This is a genomic window from Kitasatospora indigofera (assembly GCF_014655955.1).
GTDB classification, from domain to species: Bacteria; Actinomycetota; Actinomycetes; order Streptomycetales; family Streptomycetaceae; genus Kitasatospora; species Kitasatospora indigofera.
This window is the reverse complement of the sequence record NZ_BNBO01000024.1, coordinates 35620-58150: the sequence shown is the minus strand read 5'-3', so window position 1 is coordinate 58150 and position 22531 is coordinate 35620. Positions and strand designations below refer to the sequence as shown.

Here is a 22531-nt window from a genome sequence, read left to right as displayed (position 1 = left end):
GGACTCCACGAGTCTGCCCCGCACTGCTTTGCAAGCGGCCCTCGGCGAATATGCTGATCAGCATGACGAGTGAGCCGGAACTGCAGCGGGGCGTCGGGGAGCCGGACGGCTTCCGCCGCCTGTGGACCCCCCATCGGATGGCCTACATCCAGGGCGAGAACAAGCCCACCGGCCCGGCTCCGGACGACGGTTGCCCGTTCTGCTCGATCCCCTCGCTGAGCGACGAGGAGGGGCTGGTCGTCGCCCGCGGCACCGCGGTGTTCGCGGTGCTCAACCTGTACCCGTACAACGGCGGCCACTTGATGGTCGTCCCGTACCGGCACGTGGCCGACTACACCGAGCTGGACGCGGCCGAGACCGACGAGCTCGCGGTCTTCACCAAGAAGGCGATGACCGCGCTGCGCGCCGCCTCGGGCGCGCACGGCTTCAACATCGGGATGAACCAGGGCACGGCGGCGGGTGCCGGCATCGCCGCGCACCTGCACCAGCACGTGGTGCCGCGCTGGGGCGGGGACACCAACTTCATGCCGGTGGTGGGCCACACCAAGGTGCTGCCGCAGCTGCTCGCCGACACCCGCAAGATGCTGGCCGAGGCCTGGCCGCAGGGCTGACCCGGCCGCGGCAGCCGGCCTGCGGGCCGTCGGCCGGACACGACGGCGGGGCCCGTACCGGACGCACCGGTACGGGCCCCGCCGTCGTGCGGGCTCAGCCCGCCGGGTACTCGTCGAACAGGAACGGCCGCACGCTCTGCAGCTCGGACTTCAGGATGCCCACCCGGTTGCTGAACCGGCTGGTGTCGATGTCGTGCTCGTCCAGGAAGTCGACCAGCGCCGCGGTGACCGCCGAGACCACCGGGGTGGCGCTGCGGAGCACGTCGTCGCTCTTGTCCCGGCTCGCCCAGGTCTTGGTCACCCAGGCCGAGCGCAGCCCGAACGGCTCCGGCAGGCCCATCCCGCCGCCCAGCCAGCCGAGCAGCACGGGGGCCCGCATGAAGGGCGCCCGCAGGGCCTGGCGGATGACCTCGTCGTTGTCGATGAGCGGCAGCTGGACGGTCTCCTCCTCCCAGAACTTGCCGGTCTTCTGGCGGGTCAGCTCCTTGGGCTTGGGCTTGCCGGTGAAGATGCCGTGCACCGGACCCAGGGCGTACCCGGAGACGGTGATCTGCAGGATGTTGGACAGTACGACGATCTCCACCAGCACGGTCGAGATCAGCTGCCCCTGGTGCAGCACGAACTGGGTTGCCACCGCGTGGCGCGGGCCGCTCTGGCCGAAGGTCTGCTTGTTGGCGATCTCCTGGACGGCGTGGTCGCGCATCACGAAACCGTCGCCGTCCATGCTGGCGCCGCCGGGACGGCCGATCTCGTCGGCGCCCTCCGGGATGTGCTGGATCACCCAGTGGTTCACCGAGTAGGCCGGCATGCCGCCGTTCGCCACCTCGCTGCGGCCCAGCCCGCCCAGCCGCTCGCCGATCTTGCGGGCGAGGTCCCAGGTGTGGAAGGTCCGGAAGTCCGGGTGGCCCTCGGCGGGCTTCAGCTCGGCGCTGACGTCCCAGGAGCCCCAGCGCCGTCCGGCCCCGAGCAGGCCCTTCGGCCCGGCGTAGTGGTGGACGTTGGTCTCCTGCTCGGCCTCCAGCCGGCCCAGCTGGGCCTTGAGGGTGGCGGCCTTCTTGTCCATGTCGTCGCGCGGCACCGCCTTGGGCACCGTCGCGGCGGGGCCGTTGCCCTCGACCAGCCCGAGCCAGCGGGCCCGGAGGTCCTCGGTGCTGCGCAGCACGATCCGCTTGGCGATGAACCAGCCGGCCACGGGGGCGAGCGTCATCACCCGGAAGTACAGCGCCCACAGGCCGGTGACCGGGGGCCGGACGGCGAGCAGCACGGCGATCAGGCCGACGCCGGCCAGCACCAGCGTGCCGTAGATGTCCTGCCGGCCGGAGGCGTCCTTCTTGAGCCAGGCCCGGATCTGGAAGGCGGCCAGCCAGAGCAGGGTGCCCGGCAGGAAGAGCAGGCCGCTGACCAGCGTCACGATCATGAGCTTGCGGTCCCGGGCGTCGCGCAGCTCCTGGGCGGCCAGGCAGTGCTGGACGACCATCCGGGCGTCGACGCCGAAGGAGGGCACCAGCGGATTGCGCTTGGCGCCGAGGGTGCGCGAGACGACGGCCTTGCTGAAGGCCTCGCCCAGGTTGGGCCGCAGCAGCTTGAACCGGCCGCCCTTGATCTTGCCGGGCTGGACGTCCTCGAAGGCCGTGAGGTCCGAGTCGCGGTACGCGACCGAGGAGAGCGCCTGGGTGACCGCCGTCTGCGGGCCCGCGTCCGTACGGGGTATCTGCGCGCCCGGGGTCATGTCGAGTTTGGTCACGGGTGGTGTGCCCTCCTCCCCTTGTCAGCGGCAGGTTACCGTGCCCCGGTGCCGCCGCGCGGGTGATCGTCTGAACAGTTGTCACGCAACGTCGGGTACCGGCCGTTCCGGCATGTTTCCCCGGATCGGGCCGCTTCGATCCTCGGACGGCGGTTCCGGTGCCCCGGCTGCGTCCGGATGGGGGACGATCGGGTCATGAGCCGAGCGGTGACGAGGGATCCGGTGCTGGTCTTCGACGGGGACTGCGCCTTCTGCACGACCTGCGTGAACGTGGCGGAGCGGTATCTGCGGCAGACCCTGGCCTCGGGCGGCTGGGAGGCGGTGCCGTTCCAGTTCGCCGCGCTGGCGGAGCTGGACGCCCGGGCCGGCGGGCGGGGTGAGGTGACCCGGGAGCGGGCCGAGCGGGAGGTGCTCTGGGTGACGCCGGACGGGCGGGTGCACGCCGGCGCACAGGCGGTGGCGCGGCTGTTGATGCGCTCCGGCGGGGTGTGGGCGTACCTGGGCGGTGCGCTGGCGCTGGCGCCGGTGCGGCCGGTGGCGGCCGCGGTGTACCGCTGGGTGGCGGCGCACCGCGGCCTGATGGCGGGCGGGGGGCGGGCCCGGGCGCTGCGCGCGCGGGCCCGCCCCGGCGGCGGTGGCGGCGGCGGTGCCGCCGGCACCGTCCGGTGCGATCAGGTCAGTGCCGGCCCGCCTGACGGCGGCGCATGACCAGGACGGAGCCCGCGCCGACCAGCCCGAGCGCGGCGAGCACGGTCAGGCCGACGTTGGCGCCGGTCGAGGCCAGGCTGCCGGAACCGGTCGCCTCGGTGGAGGCGGTGGGCGAGGGCGAGCCGCCGGCGGCCGCGTCGACCGTCGAGCCGGTCGAGGGGGCGGCGGTGGCCGCCGGGCCGGACGGGACACCGGTGGAGGCGGAGGCGGAGCCCGAGGGCGTCACCGAGGTGGTGGCGCTCGGGGACACGGTCGCCGCGGGGGAGGTGGCCGCGGGCGAGGTGGAGGTGGACGGCACGGGCGTGGACGGCTTGGGGCTGGGGGAGGAGCTGACGGCCGGGCAGGTGTGCGAGAGGTTGAACCACTTCACCTCGCCGCCCTTCACCTCGGCGCTGGCCGAGGTGAGCTTGGCGCCCGGAGCCGAGGCGACGTAGGCGTGCTTGGTGGTGGGCGGCCCGAACACGGTGACGACCTGCGGCGTGCCGTTGTCGAAGGCGACCGTCAGCTTGACGAAGTCCGTCGAGTTGCCGGGAAGCACGAAGTGCCAGCCGTCCTGGTCGGTGCCGATCGTCCCGCACTTCGTCTCGTGCTCGCCGAACCCGGCGGCCGTGACGGGGACGGTCTGGTGGACGGGGACGGTGTAGGTGGTGCCGGTGCTCGCGAGGGCCGACGGCGCCGCGGGGAGGAGCAGGAGACCGGCCGCCGCCGCCGTGATGGCGGCGCGGGTGGTGAAGGAAGCGCGCATGGTTACCGTTCGCTGTCAGGAGTGGGGGTGAGGGCCCGAGCCGGTCCGGGGGGACCGTTCGGGGCCGTCTCACGTCCTTCAGCGCCACTGCCGCCCCAGGCGTCACACCCCCGGCATAACGTTTCGCTACCGGACTCCCGGCCCCGCCGCAGCCGCCGCCCGTACCGCCCGGAACGGCCGCCGGTACCGCCCGCGGCGGGCCGGAGGGGCGCCCCGCCAGGACGCCCCTCCGGCCCGGTCCCCGTCCGGCCGGGCCTCCTGCCGGTCGCCGTCCGGACAGGCCCTACGGCTCCCCGGCGGCGACCTTGGCCGCCAGCGCGGCGGGCATCGGCTCGTGGCGCAGGTGCGCCCGGGAGAACTCGGCGGTGCCGTGGGTGAGCGAGCGCAGGTCCACGGGGTAGCGGGCGAGTTCGAGTTCGGGGACCTCGGCGCGCAGCAGGGTCAGGCCGGGGCCGCCGATCTCGGTGCCGAGGACCCGGCCGCGGCGGGCGGAGAGGTCGCCGAGCACGGCGCCGAGGAAGTCGTCGGGCAGCAGCACGCTGACGGCGGCGACCGGTTCGAGGAGCCGGATCACCGCGTTCCCGGCGGCGTCGCGCAGGGCGAGGGCGGCCGCGCTCTGGAAGGCGGAGTCGGAGGAGTCCACCGAGTGGGCCTTGCCGTCGACCAGGGTGACCCGGACGTCGGTGAGCGGGTGGCCGGTGCTGACGCCCTTGGCCAGCTGCGCCCGGACGCCCTTCTCGACGGAGGGGATGAAGTGCTTGGGCACGCTGCCGCCGACCACCCGGTCCTGGAACTCGAAGCCGGAGCCGGCCGGCAGCGGTTCCACCTCCAGGTCGCAGATGGCGTACTGGCCGTGGCCGCCGGACTGCTTGACCAGGCGGCCGTGCCCGGCGGCGGCGGTGCCGAAGGTCTCCCGCAGGGCCACCCGGTGCGGGACGGTGTCGACGTGCACGCCGTGCCGGCCCCGCAGCCGGTCGAGGACGACCTCGGCGTGCGCCTCGCCGGTGCACCACAGGACCAGCTGGTGGGTGTCGGCGTTCTGCTCCAGCCGCAGGGCGGGGTCCTCGGCGGTGAGCCGGGTGAGGGCCTGGGAGAGCTTGTCGTCGTCGGCCTTGCTGTGGGCCTCGACGGCGACCGGCAGCAGCGGCTCGGCGAGCGGCCACGGGTCGAGCGGCGCGCCGTGGCCGGGGTCGTTGAGTGTGTCGCCGGCCCGGGCGGAGCCGAGCTTCGCGACGCAGACGAGGTCGCCGGGCAGGGCGTGCGGGACGGGGTGCTGCTGCTTGCCGAACGGGCTGGTGAGGGTGGTGACGCGCTCCTCGGCGGGTTCGCGGCCGTCCGGGCCGGTGATCTCCACGTGGGTGTCCGGGCGCAGGGTGCCGGCGAGCATCCGGACCAGGCTGATCCGGCCGACGTAGGCGTCGCCGGTGATCCGGATCACCTGGGCGGCGAGGGGCGCGTCGGGGTCGCAGTCGGGTGCCGGCGGGCGGCGGTGGGTGGGGTCGGGGAAGGCGGTGGCGATCAGGTCGAGGAGTTCCGCCGCGCCCAAGCCGTTCTCGGTGGTGGCCAGCGCGGGGTGCAGGGCGCAGTCGAGCACCTCGCGGCGCAGCCCGTCGGCGAGGGCGTCGGCGTCCAGCTCCTCGCCGGCGAGGTAGCGCTCCATCAGGGTGTCATCCTGCCCGGAGATGGCCTCGACCAGGCTCTCCCGGGCGGCGGCGCTCTCCGGGGTCGGCTCGGGGGCGGGGCCGTCGTCGCCGTAGCCGCGGCCGGTGAGCAGGTCCAGGGAGCCGGTGGGGCGGCCGTCGTGGTGCAGCGGGAGGTAGCGCGGGCGCAGGGTGTCGGGGCCCAGTCCGAAGGCGTCGTGGCAGGCCGTCAGGATCTCGTCGAAGCCGCTGCGGGCGATGTCGAACTTGGCGACGGCGACGGCCCGGGGGATGCCGGCGGCGGCGCACTCGCGCCACAGGGCGCGGGTGGGGGCGGTGACCGGGTCGGTGGCGGAGACCACGAAGACGGCGCCGTCGGCCGCGTGCAGGGCGGCGCGCAGTTCGGCGGCGAAGTCGGGGTGGCCGGGCGGGTCCAGCAGGTTGATCTTGGTGCCCCGCCATTCGAGCGGCAGGACGGCGAGCTGCACCGAGCGCTGCTGCTTGTGCTCGATCTCCTCGTGGTCGGAGACGGTGTTGCCGTCGGGGACCCGGCCGGCCCGGGTGACGGCACCGGCGGCGAGGGCGAGGGACTCCGCGAGGGTGGTCTTGCCGGCGCCGCTGCAGCCGATCAGGACGACGTTGCGCAGCTGCTCGGGGCGTTCGACGGGCGGCGCCTGCCTCGTTCGTACCGTGGCGCGGTCGGGCATCGGGGTTCTCCTCCCGTGGCGACGGACGGCTCCAAGTCTAGGTTCGGTACCCGCGCGGGCGCGTGCGGTGGAGCCGGGCGATCACCCCGTGTGCCCGCCGAAGAGCTTTGAGTAGTTGACAGTTGGGCCGAAAGCCTGCTCGCCGGTGCGGTGCGCGGGAGTGCGTGGCGGGCGTGGATACCATGGGTCAGCCGGGTGGGCTGATCCACTCGGCCGCCTGCCGCGGATCGCGGCCCTCGGCGGACACCGGTGAGATCGGAGCGGTCCGGAAGGCCATGCTCAACAAATACGCGCGTGCCTTCTTCACACGTGTCCTGACCCCGTTCGCCGCCTTCCTGATCCGCCTGGGCGTGAGCCCGGACGCCGTGACGCTGATCGGGACGGCCGGTTCGGTCGCCGGTGCGCTGGTGTTCTTCCCGCGCGGGGAGTTCTTCTGGGGCACCATCACGATCACCCTGTTCATCTTCTCCGACCTGGTCGACGGGAACATGGCGCGCCAGCTGGGCCGTACCAGCAAGTGGGGCGCGTTCCTGGACTCGACGCTGGACCGGGTCGCGGACGCGGCGATCTTCGGCGGACTGGCCATGTGGTACGCGGGCAAGGGCGACAACAACCTGCTCTGCGCGGTGGCGGTCTTCTGCCTGGCGAGCGGCCTGGTGGTCTCGTACACCAAGGCCCGGGCGGAGAGCCAGGGCCTGCCGTGCGACGTGTCGGGGCTGGTGGAACGGGCCGAGCGGCTGGTGATCAGCCTGGTCGCGGCGGGTGTCGCGGGGCTGCACACCTTCGGGGTGCCGTACGTCGAGTGGCTGCTGCCGTTCGCGCTCTGGGTGGTGGCCGCGGGGAGCCTGGTGACGGTGTTCCAGCGGATGCTGACCGTGCGCAGGGAGGCGTTCGAGGCGGACCGCCTGGAGGCGGGGAGTCGGGGGACGGCGTGAAGGACCGACTGGTCTACTCGGCGTACGCGCTGGGCTGGGCGGCACTGAAGCACCTGCCGGAGCGGGCGGCCGCGGGGCTGTTCGACCAGATCGCCGACGCGGCCTGGCGCAAGCGGGGCAAGCGGGTGCTGCAGCTGGAGGCCAACCTGCTGCGGGTGCGCCCGGACGCGGACGAGGCCCGGCTGCGGGAGCTCTCCCGGGCCGGCATGCGCTCCTACCTGCGGTACTGGATGGAGTCGTTCCGGCTGCCGGTGTGGAGCCGGGAGCGGATCGCCCGGAGCATGGCGGTGGAGGGCCTGGAGCACCTCACCGCGGCGATGGAGTCCGGGCGCGGGTCGGTGATAGCGCTGCCGCACATGGGCAACTGGGACCTGGCCGGCGCCTGGGTGGCCTCGCACGTGGGGTACCCGTTCACCACCGTCGCCGAGCGGCTGGAGCCGGAGCGGCTGTTCGAGCGCTTCGTGGCGTACCGGGAGAGCCTCGGCATGGAGGTGCTGCCGCTGACCGGCAGCGACGTGTCGGTGGTCGGCACGCTGGCCCGGCGGCTGCGGGCCGGCAAGCTGGTCTGCCTGGTCGGGGACCGGGACCTCTCGGAGGCCGGCGTGGAGGTGACCTTCTTCGGGGAGGCCACCCGGATGCCGGCCGGCCCGGCCGCGCTGTGCCTGCGCACGGGGGCCGCGCTGCTGCCGGTGACGCTCTGGTACGACGGCCCGGTGATGCGGGCCCGGATCCACCCCGAGGTGCTGCCGCCGGCCGGCGACGACCCGAAGGCGCGGACGGCGGCGATGGTCCAGTCGACGGCCGACGTCTGGGCCGAGGGCATCCGCGAGCACCCCGAGGACTGGCACATGCTGCAACGGCTCTGGCTGGCCGACCTGGCGGTCCGCGAGCCCGCCGCCGCCGAGCCGGCCGAGCCGGCCGCGCCGGTGCCCGCCCCCGGTACCGAGCCGGCCGCCGAGCCGGCCGGGCCCTGAAGCAGCGTGAGAGGAACCTGGTGAAGATCGGCATCGTCTGCCCGTACGACTGGGACGTCCCCGGCGGCGTGCAGTTCCACATCCGGGACCTCGCCGAGCACCTGATCGCGCTGGGCCACCAGGTCTCGGTGCTGGCGCCGGCCGAGGACGACGAGGCGCTGCCGCCGTACGTGGTCTCGGCCGGGCGAGCGGTGGCCGTGCCCTACAACGGCTCGGTGGCCCGGCTCAGCTTCGGCATCCTGTCGGCGGCCCGGGTGCGGCGCTGGCTGAACGACGGGCGCTTCGACATCCTGCACGTGCACGAGCCGGCCTCGCCGAGCCTGTCGATGCTGGCGGCCTGGTCGGCCACCGGCCCGATGGTGGGGACCTTCCACACCTCCAACCCGCGCTCGCGGGCGATGATCGCGGCCTCGCCGATCCTGCAGCCCGGCCTGGAGAAGATGCGGGCCCGGATCGCGGTCAGCGAGTACGCCCGGCGCACCCTGGTCGAGCACCTGGGCGGCGACGCGGTGGTCATCCCCAACGGCGTCGACGTCGGCTTCTTCGCCGAGGCCGAGCCGGACGACCGCTGGACGGGCGGCGCGGCGGACGGCGAGCCCGGCACGATCGGCTTCATCGGCCGGATCAACGAGCCGCGCAAGGGTCTGCCGACCCTGCTGGCGGCCCTGCCGAAGATCCTGGCGCAGCGCCCCGGCGTGCGGCTGCTGGTGGCCGGCAAGGGCGACGAGGAGGAGGCGGTGGCCGGCCTCGCCCCCGAGGTCCGGGCCCAGGTGGAGTTCCTCGGCATGGTCAGCGACCGGGAGAAGGCCCGGCTGCTGCGCAGCGTCGACCTGTACGTGGCGCCGAACACCGGCGGCGAGAGCTTCGGGATCATCCTGGTCGAGGCGATGTCGGCCGGTGCGCCGGTGCTGGCGAGCGACCTGGACGCGTTCAAGCAGGTGCTGGACGGCGGTGACGCGGGGGAGCTGTTCCCGGTCGAGGACGCCGACGCGCTGGCCGTCGCGGCCCTGCGGCTGCTGGGCGACCCGGGCAGGCTGGAGGAGCTGCGCAAGGCGGCCTCGCGGCACGTGCGGCGCTTCGACTGGTCGACGGTCGGCGCGGACATCCTGGCGGTGTACGAGACGGTCACCGACGGTACGGCCGCGGTGGTGCGGGTGGAGGACGAGCGGACGGGCTGGCGCGGCCGGCTGGGGCTGGCCCGGGACTGAGCGCGGCCCGGGCGGGCCGGCCCGAACGGACCGGGCGGGCGGTGGCGGTGCGGGGCCCGGGCCGGTCCGGTCCGCGCGCTGGTTAGGGTGTGCCGGGGGCCCGTCGGACGGCGGGCGCCGTCACCCACGCCCGTCCGAGCCCGGAGGCCCAGATGCCGCAGATCTCCGTCGACTACTCCGCGAACCTGGCGGACGCCTTCGACCGCCGGGCCCTCGGCCTGGCCCTGAACCAGCTCGCGGTGAAGTTCCTCACCGTCGCCCCGGACGGCTGCAAGACGCGCTTCCGCCGGGCCGACGAGACCGTCGTGGTGGGGGAGCGGGCCGAGGGCCAGGACCTCGTCCTGGTGGACTTCCAGATCTTCCCCGGGCGCAGCCCGGAGGCGAAGGCGGGGCTCACCGAGGCGGTGCTGGCGCTGCTGGCCGAGCACCTGCCGGCGGCGCCGGGCCGTCGCCTGCACACCGCGGTGAAGGTGGTCGACATGGACAGTGACAGCTACCGGGGCACCACGCTCGACGGCTGACCGGCGGGCACCCGGTAGCGTTGCGCCCCGTGACTACCTGGATCTGGGCGGCCGTGGCCGTGGTGCTGTGCGGGATGTACCTGAGTTGGACGGCGGGGCGCCTCGACCGGCTGCACGCCCGGATCGACGCGGCCCGTGCGGCGCTGGACGCCCAGTTGGTCCGGCGGGCCTCGGTGACGCTGGAGCTGGCGACCTCGGGCCTGCTGGACCCGGCGGCCTCGCTGCTGCTCTACGAGGCCTCGCACTCGGCGAGGCAGTCCGAGGACGAGCACCGCGAGGTGGCGGAGAGCGAGCTGAGCCTGGCGCTGCGGGCGGTGTTCGCCGAGCCGGAGCAGCTCGCGGTGCTGGTCGCGGCCCCCGGCGGTGAAGAAGCTGTGAAGGATCTGACGGCCGCCGTCCGCCGGGTGCCGATGGCCAGGCGCTTCCACAACGACGCCGTCCGGGCCGCCCGCGCGGTGCGCGAGCACCGGTTGGTGCGCTACTTCCGCCTTGCGGGGAAGGCGCCGTTCCCGATGGCCTTCGAAATGGACGACGCCCCTCCGCTCGCACTGACCCCCGAGGGAGCCCCCGCCTAGGTGGCCGCAGGGCCCGCCTGGCTTCGGCCTGTTTGTCGTATCCCGCAAGCCCGCATGGACTTGGTGGCGCATGGGGCCGGGCCCATGTCCGCCTAACATAAGGCGATAGCACTTTCATCTTCGAGTGAGGTCTCACGTGTCCACCACCCCCATCACCGCAGACCAGCCGCAGATCGGTACCGCCCGGGTCAAGCGCGGCATGGCCGAGCAGCTCAAGGGCGGTGTGATCATGGATGTGGTCAACGCCGAGCAGGCGAAGATCGCTGAAGACGCCGGCGCCGTGGCCGTCATGGCCCTGGAGCGGGTCCCCGCCGACATCCGCAAGGACGGCGGCGTGGCCCGGATGTCCGACCCGGACATGATCGACGGCATCATCAACGCCGTCTCCATCCCGGTGATGGCCAAGTCCCGGATCGGCCACTTCGTCGAGGCCCAGGTCCTCCAGGCGCTCGGCGTGGACTACATCGACGAGTCCGAGGTGCTGACCCCGGCCGACGAGGTCAACCACTCCGACAAGTGGGCGTTCACCACCCCCTTCGTCTGTGGCGCCACCAACCTGGGCGAGGCCCTGCGCCGGATCGCCGAGGGTGCGGCCATGATCCGCTCCAAGGGCGAGGCCGGCACCGGCAACGTGGTCGAGGCCGTCCGCCACATGCGCCAGATCCGCGCCGACATCAAGCGCCTCACCACCCTCGACGAGACCGAGCTCTTCGTCGCCGCGAAGAACCTCCAGGCGCCGTACGAGCTGGTCAAGGAGGTCGCGCAGCTGGGCAAGCTCCCGGTCGTGCTGTTCTCCGCCGGTGGCGTGGCCACCCCGGCCGACGCGGCCCTGATGATGCAGCTCGGTGCCGAGGGCGTCTTCGTGGGCTCGGGCATCTTCAAGTCCGGCGACCCGGCCAAGCGCGCCGCCGCCGTCGTGAAGGCCACCACCTTCTTCGACGACCCGAAGGTCATCGCGGACGTCTCGCGCGGCCTGGGCGAGGCCATGGTCGGCATCAACTGCGACACCCTGCCCGAGGCCGAGCGGTACGCCAACCGCGGCTGGTAGTCCCTGCCCGACGGCCCGCCGCGCGGATTCACGGAGCGCGGCGGGCCGTCGTGCGTCGTCCGTACGAGAATTCTGAAGAGGTAGCAACCGTGTCGAGCCGTACTCCAGTCATCGGCGTCCTGGCCCTGCAGGGCGACGTCCGCGAGCACCTGATCGCGCTTGCCGAGGCCGACGCCCTGGCGCGCCCGGTGCGCCGCCCCGAGGAGCTCGCCGAGGTCGACGCGCTGGTGATCCCCGGTGGCGAGTCCACCACCATGTCCAAGCTGGCGCTCGCCTTCGGGATGATGGCGCCGCTGCGCGAGCGGGTCGCCGCCGGGATGCCGGTCTACGGGTCCTGCGCCGGCATGATCATGCTGGCCGACAAGATCCTCGACGGCCGGGACGACCAGGAGACGGTCGGCGGCATCGACATGACGGTGCGGCGCAACGCCTTCGGCCGCCAGAACGAGTCCTTCGAGTCCGCGATCGCCTTCAAGGGCATCGAGGGCGAGGGCCCGGCCGGCGAGGCCGTGCACGGCGTCTTCATCCGCGCCCCCTGGGTCGAGGCCGTGGGCGCGGGCGTCGAGGTGCTGGCCGAGCTGTCGGCGGCGGACGGTCCGGAGAGCCGGATCGTGGCGGTCCGTCAGGGCAACCTGCTGGCAACCTCGTTCCACCCCGAGCTGACCGGCGACCACCGGGTGCACGAGTACTTCGTGCGGATGGTCGAAGCCGCCGCGCGCTGAACCGGTGCCCCCGCCGCACTGCGGCACCGGTAAGATCTCTCCTGTTCATTTCCCTTTTGGCGACGTAAAGGAGCTGGCGATGTCCGGCCACTCTAAGTGGGCTACCACCAAGCACAAGAAGGCCGTGATCGACGCCAAGCGCGGCAAGCTCTTCGCCAAGATGATCAAGAACATCGAGGTGGCGGCGCGCACCGGCGGCAGCGACCCGGCGGGCAACCCGACGCTGTACGACGCCATCCAGAAGGCGAAGAAGAGCTCGGTCCCGATCGACAACATCAACCGCGCCGTCAAGCGCGGCGACGGTGCCGAGGCCGGCGGGGCCGACTACTCGACCATCATGTACGAGGGCTACGGTCCCAACGGCGTCGCGGTGCTCATCGAGTGCCTCACCGACAACCGCAACCGCGCCGCCTCCGACGTCCGGGTCGCGATGACCCGCAACGGCGGCAACATGGCCGACCCGGGTTCGGTGTCGTACATGTTCACCCGCAAGGGCGTCATCATCGTGCCCAAGGCCGACGGCGTGGACGAGGACAAGGTCTTCGAGGTCGTCCTGGAGGCCGGCGCCGAGGAGGTCAACGACCTCGGTGACACCTACGAGGTGATCAGCGCGGCGACCGACATGGTCGCGGTCCGCACCGCGCTGGTGGACGCCGGGATCGACTACGACTCGGCCGACGCCAACTTCGTGCCCAGCGTGCAGGTCGAGCTGGACGCCGACGGCGCCCGCAAGATCTTCAAGCTGATCGACGCGCTGGAGGACAGCGACGACGTGCAGAACGTCTTCGCCAACTTCGACATCCCGGACGCCGTGGGCGCCGAGCTCGACGCCGAGTAGGGCCGAAGGCCCCGCAGCCGCGCCCGGTGGTCCGTGGGACCACCGGGCGCAGTGCGTCCCGGCCGGCCCGGGGTGTGTCCGGCCGGTTCGTTGTCAGCGGTGCCCGATACCCTTCGGGTGGTCTTGGAGAGGCGGGCACGACGTGCGGGTACTGGGAGTGGACCCCGGGCTGACCAGGTGCGGTGTCGGCGTGGTCGACGGCGCGCCGGGCCGCCCGCTGAAGATGGCCGGCGTCGGCGTGGTGCGCACCCCGGCGGACGCCGAGATCGGGCCCCGGCTGCTGCTCGTCGAGCAGGGCATAGAGGCCTGGCTGGAGGAGTACCGGCCGGACATGGTCGCCGTCGAGCGGGTCTTCGCCCAGCACAACGTCCGGACGGTGATGGGCACCGCCCAGGCCAGCGCGGTCGCCATGCTCTGCGCGACCAGGCGCGGCATCCCGGTCACCCTGCACACCCCCAGCGAGGTCAAGGCGGCGGTCACCGGCTCCGGCCGCGCCGACAAGGCCCAGGTCACCGCCATGGTCACCCGCCTGCTGCGGCTCGACGCCCCGCCCAAGCCCGCCGACGCCGCCGACGCCCTGGCGCTCGCCATCTGCCACATCTGGCGCGGCGCCGCCGCCGGCCGGATCGCCGCCGCGGTGGCCAAGGCGCCGCCTGCGCGGTCCGCCGCCGCCGTCGTCCGGGCCGCCGCCCGCCCCGCCGTCCGACAGGAGCACCGCCCGTGATCGCGTTCGTCCAGGGCCAGGTCGCGGCCCTCTCCACGGGCACCGCCGTGGTCGAGGTCGGCGGCGTGGGCCTCGCCCTCCAGTGCACGCCCACCACGCTCTCCGCGCTGCGGCTCGGCGAGCCGGCCCGGCTCGCCACCTCGCTCGTGGTCCGGGAGGACTCCCTCACGCTCTACGGCTTCGCCGACGAGGACGAGCGCGCCACCTTCGAACTGCTGCAGAACGCCAGCGGTGTCGGCCCCCGGCTGGCCCAGGCCATGCTCGGCGTGCACAGTCCGGACGCGCTGCGCCTGGCGGTGGCCACCGGTGACGAGAAGGCCCTGATGGCGGTGCCCGGGATCGGCAAGCGCGGCGCGCAGAAACTGCTCCTGGAGTACAAGGACAAGCTCGGGGCCCCGCACGGCAGCGTCCCCGCGCAGAAGCCGCTCGCGGCCGGCCCGGCGCCGTGGAGCGAGCAGCTGCAGGCCGCCCTGGTCGGTCTCGGCTACGCTCCGCGGGAGGCCGAGGACGCGGTCGCGGCCGTCACCCCGGAGGCCGAGATGCAGTCCTCGCCGGACATCGGCGCCCTGCTGAAGGCCGCGCTGCGGACCTTGAACCGGACTCGTTGAACCCCGTCCGGCGACCGCTCCCGGGCCGCCGGCCCGGGCCCCGGCCGGTCGACGTGTCGACCTTTCCGGTCGGGCCGTCCGACCGGTGACCCGACCGCCCGCACGCTGCTCGACCGACGGCCGCCGGCCCGGCTGCCTGACCGCTGCTTGACCGCCCGAACGCTGCCCGCCCGCCCGACCGCCGAGACTGGAGCCCGCCCCGATGACCCCGTACGACTCCGAACCGGCAGACCGGCTGGTGACCGCCGCCGCCGACGGCGAGGACCAGGCGGTCGAGGCGGCGCTGCGCCCCAAGCTGCTGGACGAGTTCATCGGGCAGGAGCGGGTCCGCGAGCAGCTCTCGCTGGTGCTGCAGGCTGCCCGCAAGCGCGGCACGGCGCCGGACCACGTCCTGCTCAGCGGCCCGCCCGGGCTGGGCAAGACCACCCTGTCCATGATCATCGCGGCCGAGCTGAACGCCCCGATCCGGATCACCTCCGGCCCGGCCATCCAGCACGCCGGCGACCTCGCGGCCATCCTGTCCTCGCTCACCGAGGGCGAGGTGCTCTTCCTCGACGAGATCCACCGGATGTCCCGGCCGGCCGAGGAGATGCTCTACATGGCCATGGAGGACTACCGGGTCGACGTGATCGTCGGCAAGGGCCCCGGCGCCACCGCCATCCCGCTGGAGCTGCCGCCGTTCACCCTGGTCGGCGCCACCACCCGGGCCGGACTGCTGCCGCCCCCGCTGCGCGACCGCTTCGGCTTCACCGGCCACATGGAGTTCTACGCCCCCGCCGAGCTGGAGCGGGTGGTGCACCGCTCGGCCGCGCTGCTGGACGTGGAGATCGACCCGGCCGGCGCCGCCGAGATCGCCGGCCGCTCCCGGGGCACGCCCCGGATCGCCAACCGGCTGCTGCGCCGGGTCCGGGACTACGCCCAGGTCAAGCACGACGGCGTGGTGGACCGGACGATCGCCGCCCAGGCGCTGAAGGTCTACGAGGTGGACGCCCGGGGCCTGGACCGGCTGGACCGCGCGGTGCTGGACGCGCTGATCCGGCTGTTCGGCGGCGGCCCGGTCGGTTTGTCGACACTGGCGGTCGCCGTGGGTGAGGAGGCCGAGACGGTCGAGGAGGTCGCCGAGCCCTTCCTGGTCCGTGAGGGACTGCTGGCCCGTACCCCCCGCGGGCGGATCGCGACCCCCGCCGCCTGGCAGCACCTCGGGCTCGTCCCACCGGTCCAGACCGGTCCTGCCCGGGCGGCGTCCGGCCAGGGCCCGCGCGGCCCGGTGCCCGCGCAGTCCGACCTGTTCGGGGCCGTGGAGGAACCCTGAGGAATCTGTGCATGCGGAGGGTCGCCACTTTCGGCGGCAGGATGCGATGCTTGGCGTTGTCCGATCAGTTCGGGTCGCCTAGACTCCGCCGGACCGCCCCTCTCACCTGACGGGCCGACCATCACCACAGGCCGCCGGGCGGCGGCCCGTAAAGGACCCTGGCTGCAGTGAACCTCATCATCCTTCTCCTCCCGATTATCGCGATCGTCCTGATGTTCCGGTCGCAGAAGAAGCGCCAGCAGCAGCAGCAGTCGATGCAGACCTCGCTGGAGCCGGGAGCCGGAGTGCGCACCATCGGCGGCCTGTACGCCCAGGTGAAGGCGGTCAACGACGAGACCGTCGAGCTGGAGATCGCGCCCGGCGTGGTCAGCCACTTCACCAAGGGCGCGATCGCCGCGGTGCTGGACCCGCAGGAGTACGACGCCATCATCAACGGCCGTCCGCTGGAGGACGAGCTCGCCGAGCTGGCCGAGTCCGTCGAGGCGGACGAGGCCGGGTCGGCCGAGGAGGGCGACAAGCCGCTCTCGCTCTCGAAGGACGGCGCGGACAAGGGCGACGCCGACGGCGGGGCTCCCGCGAGCAAGTAGTACGGTCGGGCTCATCCGGCCGCCGCGGCACTCCGCCGCGCGCCCACAGGACCTCAGGGCCTTCGCTCGTCACGTCTTCCCCCCGTCCCGCCCCACGCCGGACGGGGGCCCGGCGGGCGCTGGCATGGACAGGGAGAAACGAGCAAGGTGGCAACACCCAAGTCGCGTCCGCGCGACGGTTACCCGGGACGGGCCCTGGCCCTCATCCTGGTGGTCACCGTCGGACTGGTCGCCCTCATGTTCGGGACGGGCAACACCAAGCCCCGCCTCGGGATCGACCTCGCCGGCGGCACCAGCATCACGCTGACCGCCGAGTCGGACGACCCCAAGGCGATCAACAAGTCCAACATGAACATCGCTGTCGCGATCATCCAGAAGCGTGTCAACGCGATGGGTGTCTCCGAGGCCGAGGTGCAGACCGAGGGCGACAAGAACATTGTCGTCAACATCCCCAAGGGTGGGGACAAGGAGTCTGCGGCCGACCAGGTCGGCACGACTGCGAAGCTCTTCTTCCGCCCGGTCCTGGCCTACGCCCCCAGCGGCGTGCAGGCCCAGGCGCCCACCGCGAGCCCGAGCGCCTCGGCCTCCGGCAGCGCGGCCCCGGCGCCGACCGCGAGCGCGACGGCCACCGGCGGCTCCACCGCCGCCGCCCCGACGCCCAGCGCGAGCGGCACCAAGGCCGGCCGTGCCCTCGGTGAGGCCCTGACCGCCGACGCCGCGTCGCCGTCCCCGACGGCCACCGCGCCGGCCGCCTCGCCGGCCGCGAGCGCCCCGGCCGCGGACCCCAGCGCCGCCGCCACCGCGCCGTCCGCCGCGGACCTCTCCGCCGCGCTGACCCAGGGCACCGTCCCGGCCGAGCTGCAGGCGCAGTTCGCCGCGCTGGACTGCTCGGTCGACGCGCAGCGCAAGGACTACCAGACGTCCGACCTCACCAAGCCGACGGTCGCCTGCAGCTCCGACAAGGAGCAGGGCTACTACAACAAGTTCGCCCTCGGCCCCGTCCAGGTGAACGGCTCGGACATCTCCAAGGCCCAGGCCACCATCGACACCCAGAACGCCGCCGGCTGGCAGGTCCAGCTGCAGTTCAACGACAACGGGTCGAAGGCCTTCGCGACCACCACCGGCCAGCTGGCCACCCAGGCCCCGCCGGCCAACCAGTTCGCGGTCGTCCTGGACGGCGGCGTGGTCTCCCACCCGCAGGTCCGCGAGTCGATCCCGGGCGGCTCCGCCGTCATCTCCGGCAGCTTCACCCAGGACGAGGCCCAGGGCCTCGCCAACGTCCTGAACTTCGGCGCCCTGCCGCTCAGCTTCGCGCAGAGCGACGTGGTCACCGTCTCGCCGCAGCTCGGCGGGGATCAGCTGAAGGCGGGCCTGATCGCCGGCCTGATCGGCATGATCCTGGTGATCCTCTACTCGCTGGTCTACTACCGCGGCCTCGGCCTGGTCTCGATCGCCGGTCTGCTGGTCTCGGCCGCGCTGACCTACTCGATCATGAGCCTGCTGGGCGCCGGGATCGGCTTCGCGCTGAACCTCCCGGCGGTCTGCGGCGCCATCGTCGCGATCGGCATCACCGCGGACTCCTTCATCGTGTACTTCGAGCGCATCCGCGACGAGGTCCGCGAGGGCGCGCCGCTGCGCCCGGCCGTCCAGCGGGCCTGGCCGCGCGCCCGGCGCACCATCCTGGTGTCGGACTTCGTCTCCTTCCTCTGCGCCGCGGTGCTCTACCTGGTCTCGGTCGGCAAGGTGCAGGGCTTCGCCTTCACCCTCGGCCTGACCACCGCCCTCGACGTCGTGGTGATCTTCCTCTTCACCAAGCCGCTGATCACGCTGCTCGCCCGGAAGAAGTTCTTCTCGGACGGCCACCCGTGGTCCGGCCTGGACCCGAAGCGCCTGGGCGCCCGCCCGCCGATCCGCGGCACCCGTCGCCGGAACTCCGCTCCCGCCGCCACGAAGGAGGCCTGACGCAATGTCACGCTTCTCCAATCTGGGCCACCGGCTCTACCAGGGCGAGGTCAGCTTCGACTTCGTCGGGCGCCGCAAGCTCTGGTACAGCATCTCCGGCGTCATCGTGCTGGTCGCGGCCATCGGCCTGGCCATGGGCCTGCACCTGGGCATCGAGTTCAAGGGCGGCTCGGTCTACACCGTCCAGAAGTCCGGCCTGACCGTCGCCCAGGCGCAGACCGCCGTCAACGACGTGACCCACGGCACCACCGCCCTGGTGCAGTCCACGGACAACGGCAAGGTCCGGATCCAGATCAGCTCCGAGATCGAGCAGTCCCCGGACAGCATCCGCAGCGGCCTCGCCAAGGAGCTGAACGTCCCGGTCGCGGAGATCGACAGCCAGGTGATCGGCCCCAGCTGGGGTGAGCAGATCTCCCACAAGGCGCTGCTCGGCCTGGTCATCTTCATGGTGCTGGTGACGGTCTACATGGCCATCGCCTTCGAGTGGCGGATGGCGGTGGCGGCCCTGGTCGCCCTCATCCACGACCTCCTGATCACCATCGGCGTCTACGCCCTGGTGGGCTTCGAGGTCACCCCCGGTACGGTGATCGGCTTCCTGACCATCCTCGGGTACTCGCTCTACGACACGGTCGTCGTCTTCGACACCGTGAAGGAGAACACCAAGGGGCTCACCAAGCAGAGCAAGCTCACCTACAGCGAGGCGGCCAACGCGGGCCTCAACCAGACCCTGGTGCGGTCCATCAACACCACCGTGGTCGCCCTGCTGCCGGTCGCCGCGCTGCTGTTCATCGGCGGCGGCCTGCTGGGCGCCGGCACCCTGAACGACATCTCGCTCGCGCTGTTCATCGGCCTCGCCGCCGGTGCCTACTCCTCGATCTGCGTCGCCACCCCGCTGCTCGCGCAGCTCAAGGAGGAGCAGCCCGAGATGAAGGCGCTGGCCAAGCGGGTCGCGCAGCGGCGCGCCTCGGAGGCCAAGGCGGCCGCCGAGGCGGCCGGTGACGGCACCCCCGAAGGCGAGGAGTTCGCCGACGAGGACCTGCCGGCCGGTATGGTCGGGCAGCGTGGCCAGGCGGCCGGGCGCTCGCGCGCCAAGGGCCGCCCGACCGGCAAGCGCTGACCCCTCCCCGTCGTAAGGACTGCTCGTGACCTCCCCCGCCACCGACCTCGCCGGCCTGCTGAGCAGCAGGATCCGCGACGTTCCGGACTACCCGAAGCCCGGCGTGCTGTTCAAGGACATCGCGCCGCTGCTCGCCGACGCCGAGGCCTTCGCGGCCCTCACCCGGGCGCTGGCGGAGCGGGCCACGGCGCTCGGGGCGACCAAGGTGGTGGGCCTGGAGGCGCGCGGCTTCGTGCTGGCGGCCCCGGCGGCCTTCGCGGCCGGGCTCGGCTTCGTGCCGGTCCGCAAGAAGGGCAAGCTGCCCGGCGAGGTCCACGCGCAGTCCTACGACCTGGAGTACGGCTCGGCGACGCTGGAGGTCCAGTGCGACGCCTTCACCCCGGGTGAGCGGGTGCTGGTGGTCGACGACGTGCTCGCGACCGGTGGCACCATCGGCGCCTCGCTGGACCTCGTCCGGCGGGCCGGCGCCGAGCTCGCCGGGGTGGTCGTCCTGATGGAGCTGGGCTTCCTGGACGGCCGGGAGCGCCTGGCGGCGCACCTCGACGGCGCCCCGCTGGAGACGCTGGTCGTGGTCTGAGGGACACCTGCGCAAGCAGTCGAGGGCGGTGGTCGCGGTCGCGGCCACCGCCCTCGGCGCGTGCCGGGCCGACACGTGCGGGGGCGCGGCGGAACACCGGCCCGCCAGGCTCGGTACCATGAAGATTCACCCTTGCCGCTCGCGCGAGGGGTCGGCCCCGCGCCCCGAGGAGTGTCCTTGCCCGACGAGGTTGTGCCCACGGCCGCACCGGCCGCCCCCGAGAACGAGCCCGCGCCCGCGGGGGCCGCCCCGGCACGCCCGGCCGCACCCTCGCCGCGACCGGTGGCCCCGGCCGCCCGCCCGACCTCGGCGAGCGGCATGCGGGCCCGGCTGGCCCGGCTCGGCGGCCAGCGCAGCACGGTGCTCAACCCGGTGCTGGAGCCGCTCTTCCGCAGCATCCGGGCCAACGACCCGAAGGCCGACCCGGCCCTGCTGCGGGACATCGAGCGGGCCTACGCGGTGGCCGAGAAGTGGCACCGCGGGCAGAAGCGCAAGAGCGGCGACCCGTACATCACCCACCCGCTGGCCGTCTCCACCATCCTGGCCGAGCTGGGCATGGACGCCGCGACGCTGATGGCCGGGCTGCTGCACGACACCGTCGAGGACACCGACTACGGCCTGGAGACCCTGCGCAAGGACTTCGGCGACTCGGTGGCCCTGCTGGTCGACGGCGTCACCAAGCTGGACCGGGTGAAGTTCGGCGAGGCCGCGCAGGCCGAGACGGTCCGCAAGATGGTCGTGGCGATGGCCAAGGACCCGCGGGTCCTGGTGATCAAGCTCGCCGACCGGCTGCACAACATGCGCACCATGCGCTACCTCAAGCGGGAGAAGCAGGAGGCGAAGGCCCGCGAGACGCTGGAGATCTACGCCCCGCTGGCGCACCGGCTGGGCATGAACACCATCAAGTGGGAGCTGGAGGACCTCGCCTTCGCGATCCTCTACCCCAAGATGTACGACGAGATCGTGCGGCTGGTCGCCGAGCGCGCCCCCAAGCGGGACGAGTACCTGGCCACCGTCATCGACCAGGTGCAGGGCGACCTGCGGGGCGCGCGGATCACCGCCTCCGTCACCGGCCGGCCGAAGCACTACTACTCGGTCTACCAGAAGATGATCGTGCGGGGCCGCGACTTCGCCGAGATCTACGACCTGGTGGGCATCCGGGTCCTGGTCGACACCGTCCGCGACTGCTACGCGGCGCTGGGCACCATCCACGCGCGGTGGAACCCGGTGCCGGGGCGGTTCAAGGACTACATCGCGATGCCCAAGTTCAACATGTACCAGTCGCTGCACACCACGGTGATCGGCCCCGGCGGCAAGCCGGTCGAGCTGCAGATCCGGACCTTCGACATGCACCGCCGGGCCGAGTACGGCATCGCGGCGCACTGGAAGTACAAGCAGCGCGCGGTGGCCGGCGCCTCCAAGGTCCGCACCGACACGCCCTCGCAGACCCGCAAGGACGACAAGGCCGGCGCCGTCAACGAGATGGCCTGGCTGCGGCAGCTGCTGGACTGGCAGAAGGAGACCGAGGACCCGAGCGAGTTCCTGGAGTCGCTGCGCTTCGACCTCTCCAACAACGAGGTCTTCGTCTTCACCCCCAAGGGCGACGTGATAGCGCTGCCCGCCCAGGCCACCCCGGTGGACTTCGCCTTCGCGGTGCACACCGAGGTCGGGTACCGCTGCATAGGGGCCCGGGTCAACGGGCGGCTGGTGCCGCTGGAGTCCACCCTGGAGAACGGTGACACCGTCGAGGTGTTCACCTCCAAGGCGGAGAACGCCGGCCCCTCCCGGGACTGGCTGGGCTTCGTCAAGTCCCCGCGCGCCCGGAACAAGATCAAGGCCTGGTTCTCCAAGGAGCGCCGCGAGGAGGCGATCGAGCAGGGCAAGGAGGCCATCGCCCGCGCGATGCGCAAGCAGGGCCTGCCGATCCAGCGGATCCTCACCGGGGACTCGCTGGTCACGCTGGCGCACGAGATGCGTTACCCCGACATCTCCTCGCTGTACGCGGCGATCGGCGAGGGCCACGTCTCGGCCCAGAACATCGTCCAGAAGCTGGTGCAGGCGCTCGGCGGCGAGGAGGGTGCCACCGAGGACCTCGCCGAGACGGCCACCCCGACGCACGACGGCGGCCGCACCATGCGGCGCCGGGCCAAGGGCGACCCGGGCATCATCGTCAAGGGCGTCGAGGACCTCTGGGTCAAGCTCTCGCGCTGCTGCACCCCGGTGCCCGGCGACCCGATCGTCGGCTTCGTGACCCGTGGCAACGGCGTCTCCGTGCACCGCGCGGACTGCGTCAACGTGGAGTCGCTGAGCCAGCAGCCCGAGCGGATGATCGAGGTCGAGTGGGCGGCCACCCAGTCCTCGGTCTTCCTGGTCGCCATCCAGGTCGAGGCGCTGGACCGCTCCCGGCTGCTCTCGGACGTCACCCGGGTGCTGTCCGACCAGCACGTCAACATCCTGTCGGCGGCGGTGCAGACCTCCCGCGACCGGGTGGCGATGAGCCGCTTCACCTTCGAGATGGGTGACCCCAAGCACCTGGGGCACGTGCTGAAGGCCGTCCGCGGCGTCGAGGGCGTCTACGACGTCTACCGGGTCACCTCGGCCCGCAACAAGTAGGCCGGGACGTACGAGGGGCCCCACCGCCGCGGCGGTGGGGCCCCTCGCACGTGGA

Annotated in this window: 21 protein-coding genes; 18 read left to right on the top strand and 3 right to left on the bottom strand. The window is 72.8% G+C overall.

Annotated features, from left to right (window positions below):
- The first annotated feature begins 50 nt into the window (after window positions 1-50).
- Window positions 51-611, top strand: a complete 561-nt coding sequence (locus IE329_RS21015; protein ID WP_073921501.1) for an HIT family protein — start codon at window positions 51-53, stop codon at window positions 609-611.
- Window positions 612-705: 94 nt separating this feature from the next.
- Here IE329_RS21015 and IE329_RS21010 read toward each other — a convergent pair whose 3' ends face one another.
- Entirely contained in the window at window positions 706-2355 is a 1650-nt protein-coding gene (locus tag IE329_RS21010) for a hypothetical protein (RefSeq protein ID WP_190212490.1), read from the bottom strand.
- Between the two features lie 195 nt (window positions 2356-2550).
- Here IE329_RS21010 and IE329_RS21005 point away from each other — a divergent pair, with 195 nt between their 5' ends.
- Window positions 2551-3063 carry a thiol-disulfide oxidoreductase DCC family protein gene (locus IE329_RS21005; protein WP_190212489.1) on the top strand — a complete coding sequence of 171 codons (513 nt, stop codon included), beginning with the start codon at window positions 2551-2553 and terminating at the stop codon, window positions 3061-3063.
- On the opposite strand, the gene IE329_RS21000 is transcribed toward IE329_RS21005, so the two are convergent.
- Together IE329_RS21000 and IE329_RS20995 are read right to left on the bottom strand one after the other, a co-directional pair.
- A complete protein-coding gene (locus IE329_RS21000; RefSeq protein ID WP_190212488.1) occupies window positions 3032-3808 on the bottom strand; it encodes an LPXTG cell wall anchor domain-containing protein in 777 nt (258 codons plus the stop codon). The two genes, IE329_RS21005 and IE329_RS21000, sit on opposite strands and share 32 nt — an antisense overlap.
- A 283-nt stretch (window positions 3809-4091) precedes the next feature.
- Complete coding sequence (locus IE329_RS20995; protein ID WP_190212487.1) at window positions 4092-6155, bottom strand: elongation factor G-like protein EF-G2; 2064 nt, start codon at window positions 6153-6155, stop codon at window positions 4092-4094.
- A 275-nt stretch (window positions 6156-6430) separates the two neighbouring features.
- Between IE329_RS20995 and pgsA the strand changes: the two genes are divergently transcribed.
- The 16 genes from pgsA to IE329_RS20915 all read left to right on the top strand — a co-directional run bounded on the left by pgsA (window position 6431) and on the right by IE329_RS20915 (window position 22476).
- The gene (gene pgsA, locus IE329_RS20990) at window positions 6431-7090 is read left to right on the top strand and encodes a phosphatidylinositol phosphate synthase (protein WP_190212486.1); all 660 of its coding nucleotides are present in this window, start codon (window positions 6431-6433) and stop codon (window positions 7088-7090) included.
- Window positions 7087-8064: a phosphatidylinositol mannoside acyltransferase gene (locus IE329_RS20985; protein WP_190212485.1), complete on the top strand. Its 978-nt coding sequence runs from the start codon at window positions 7087-7089 to the stop codon at window positions 8062-8064. The genes pgsA and IE329_RS20985 overlap by 4 nt, the downstream gene beginning before the upstream one ends.
- A 20-nt stretch (window positions 8065-8084) precedes the next feature.
- Entirely contained in the window at window positions 8085-9272 is a 1188-nt protein-coding gene (locus IE329_RS20980) for a glycosyltransferase family 4 protein (RefSeq protein ID WP_190212484.1), read from the top strand.
- 152 nt (window positions 9273-9424) lie between these two features.
- Window positions 9425-9793: a 5-carboxymethyl-2-hydroxymuconate Delta-isomerase gene (locus IE329_RS20975; RefSeq protein ID WP_190212483.1), complete on the top strand. Its 369-nt coding sequence runs from the start codon at window positions 9425-9427 to the stop codon at window positions 9791-9793.
- Window positions 9794-9867: 74 nt separating this feature from the next.
- Complete coding sequence (locus IE329_RS20970) at window positions 9868-10368, top strand: hypothetical protein (protein WP_073921496.1); 501 nt, start codon at window positions 9868-9870, stop codon at window positions 10366-10368.
- A gap of 136 nt (window positions 10369-10504) precedes the next feature.
- A complete protein-coding gene (gene pdxS / locus IE329_RS20965; RefSeq protein ID WP_073921495.1) occupies window positions 10505-11416 on the top strand; it encodes a pyridoxal 5'-phosphate synthase lyase subunit PdxS in 912 nt (303 codons plus the stop codon).
- 89 nt (window positions 11417-11505) lie between these two features.
- The gene (pdxT, locus tag IE329_RS20960; protein ID WP_190212482.1) at window positions 11506-12138 is read left to right on the top strand and encodes a pyridoxal 5'-phosphate synthase glutaminase subunit PdxT; all 633 of its coding nucleotides are present in this window, start codon (window positions 11506-11508) and stop codon (window positions 12136-12138) included.
- Window positions 12139-12217: 79 nt separating this feature from the next.
- Window positions 12218-12976 carry a YebC/PmpR family DNA-binding transcriptional regulator gene (locus IE329_RS20955; protein WP_190212481.1) on the top strand — a complete coding sequence of 253 codons (759 nt, stop codon included), beginning with the start codon at window positions 12218-12220 and terminating at the stop codon, window positions 12974-12976.
- 142 nt (window positions 12977-13118) lie between these two features.
- Window positions 13119-13700: a crossover junction endodeoxyribonuclease RuvC gene (gene ruvC / locus IE329_RS20950; RefSeq protein WP_073921492.1), complete on the top strand. Its 582-nt coding sequence runs from the start codon at window positions 13119-13121 to the stop codon at window positions 13698-13700.
- The gene (ruvA, locus tag IE329_RS20945) at window positions 13697-14308 is read left to right on the top strand and encodes a Holliday junction branch migration protein RuvA (protein ID WP_190212480.1); all 612 of its coding nucleotides are present in this window, start codon (window positions 13697-13699) and stop codon (window positions 14306-14308) included. Before ruvC ends, ruvA begins: the two co-directional genes overlap by 4 nt.
- A 202-nt stretch (window positions 14309-14510) precedes the next feature.
- A complete protein-coding gene (ruvB, locus tag IE329_RS20940; protein ID WP_229927623.1) occupies window positions 14511-15620 on the top strand; it encodes a Holliday junction branch migration DNA helicase RuvB in 1110 nt (369 codons plus the stop codon).
- 167 nt (window positions 15621-15787) lie between these two features.
- A complete protein-coding gene (yajC, locus tag IE329_RS20935) occupies window positions 15788-16207 on the top strand; it encodes a preprotein translocase subunit YajC (protein ID WP_190212479.1) in 420 nt (139 codons plus the stop codon).
- A 147-nt stretch (window positions 16208-16354) separates the two neighbouring features.
- The gene (secD, locus tag IE329_RS20930) at window positions 16355-18169 is read left to right on the top strand and encodes a protein translocase subunit SecD (protein ID WP_373311244.1); all 1815 of its coding nucleotides are present in this window, start codon (window positions 16355-16357) and stop codon (window positions 18167-18169) included.
- A 4-nt stretch (window positions 18170-18173) separates the two neighbouring features.
- Window positions 18174-19286 carry a protein translocase subunit SecF gene (secF, locus tag IE329_RS20925; RefSeq protein WP_190212478.1) on the top strand — a complete coding sequence of 371 codons (1113 nt, stop codon included), beginning with the start codon at window positions 18174-18176 and terminating at the stop codon, window positions 19284-19286.
- Between the two features lie 25 nt (window positions 19287-19311).
- Window positions 19312-19863 carry an adenine phosphoribosyltransferase gene (locus IE329_RS20920; protein ID WP_190212477.1) on the top strand — a complete coding sequence of 184 codons (552 nt, stop codon included), beginning with the start codon at window positions 19312-19314 and terminating at the stop codon, window positions 19861-19863.
- Window positions 19864-20034: 171 nt separating this feature from the next.
- Window positions 20035-22476: a RelA/SpoT family protein gene (locus tag IE329_RS20915; protein ID WP_073921486.1), complete on the top strand. Its 2442-nt coding sequence runs from the start codon at window positions 20035-20037 to the stop codon at window positions 22474-22476.
- The last annotated feature ends 55 nt before the right edge of the window (window positions 22477-22531 follow it).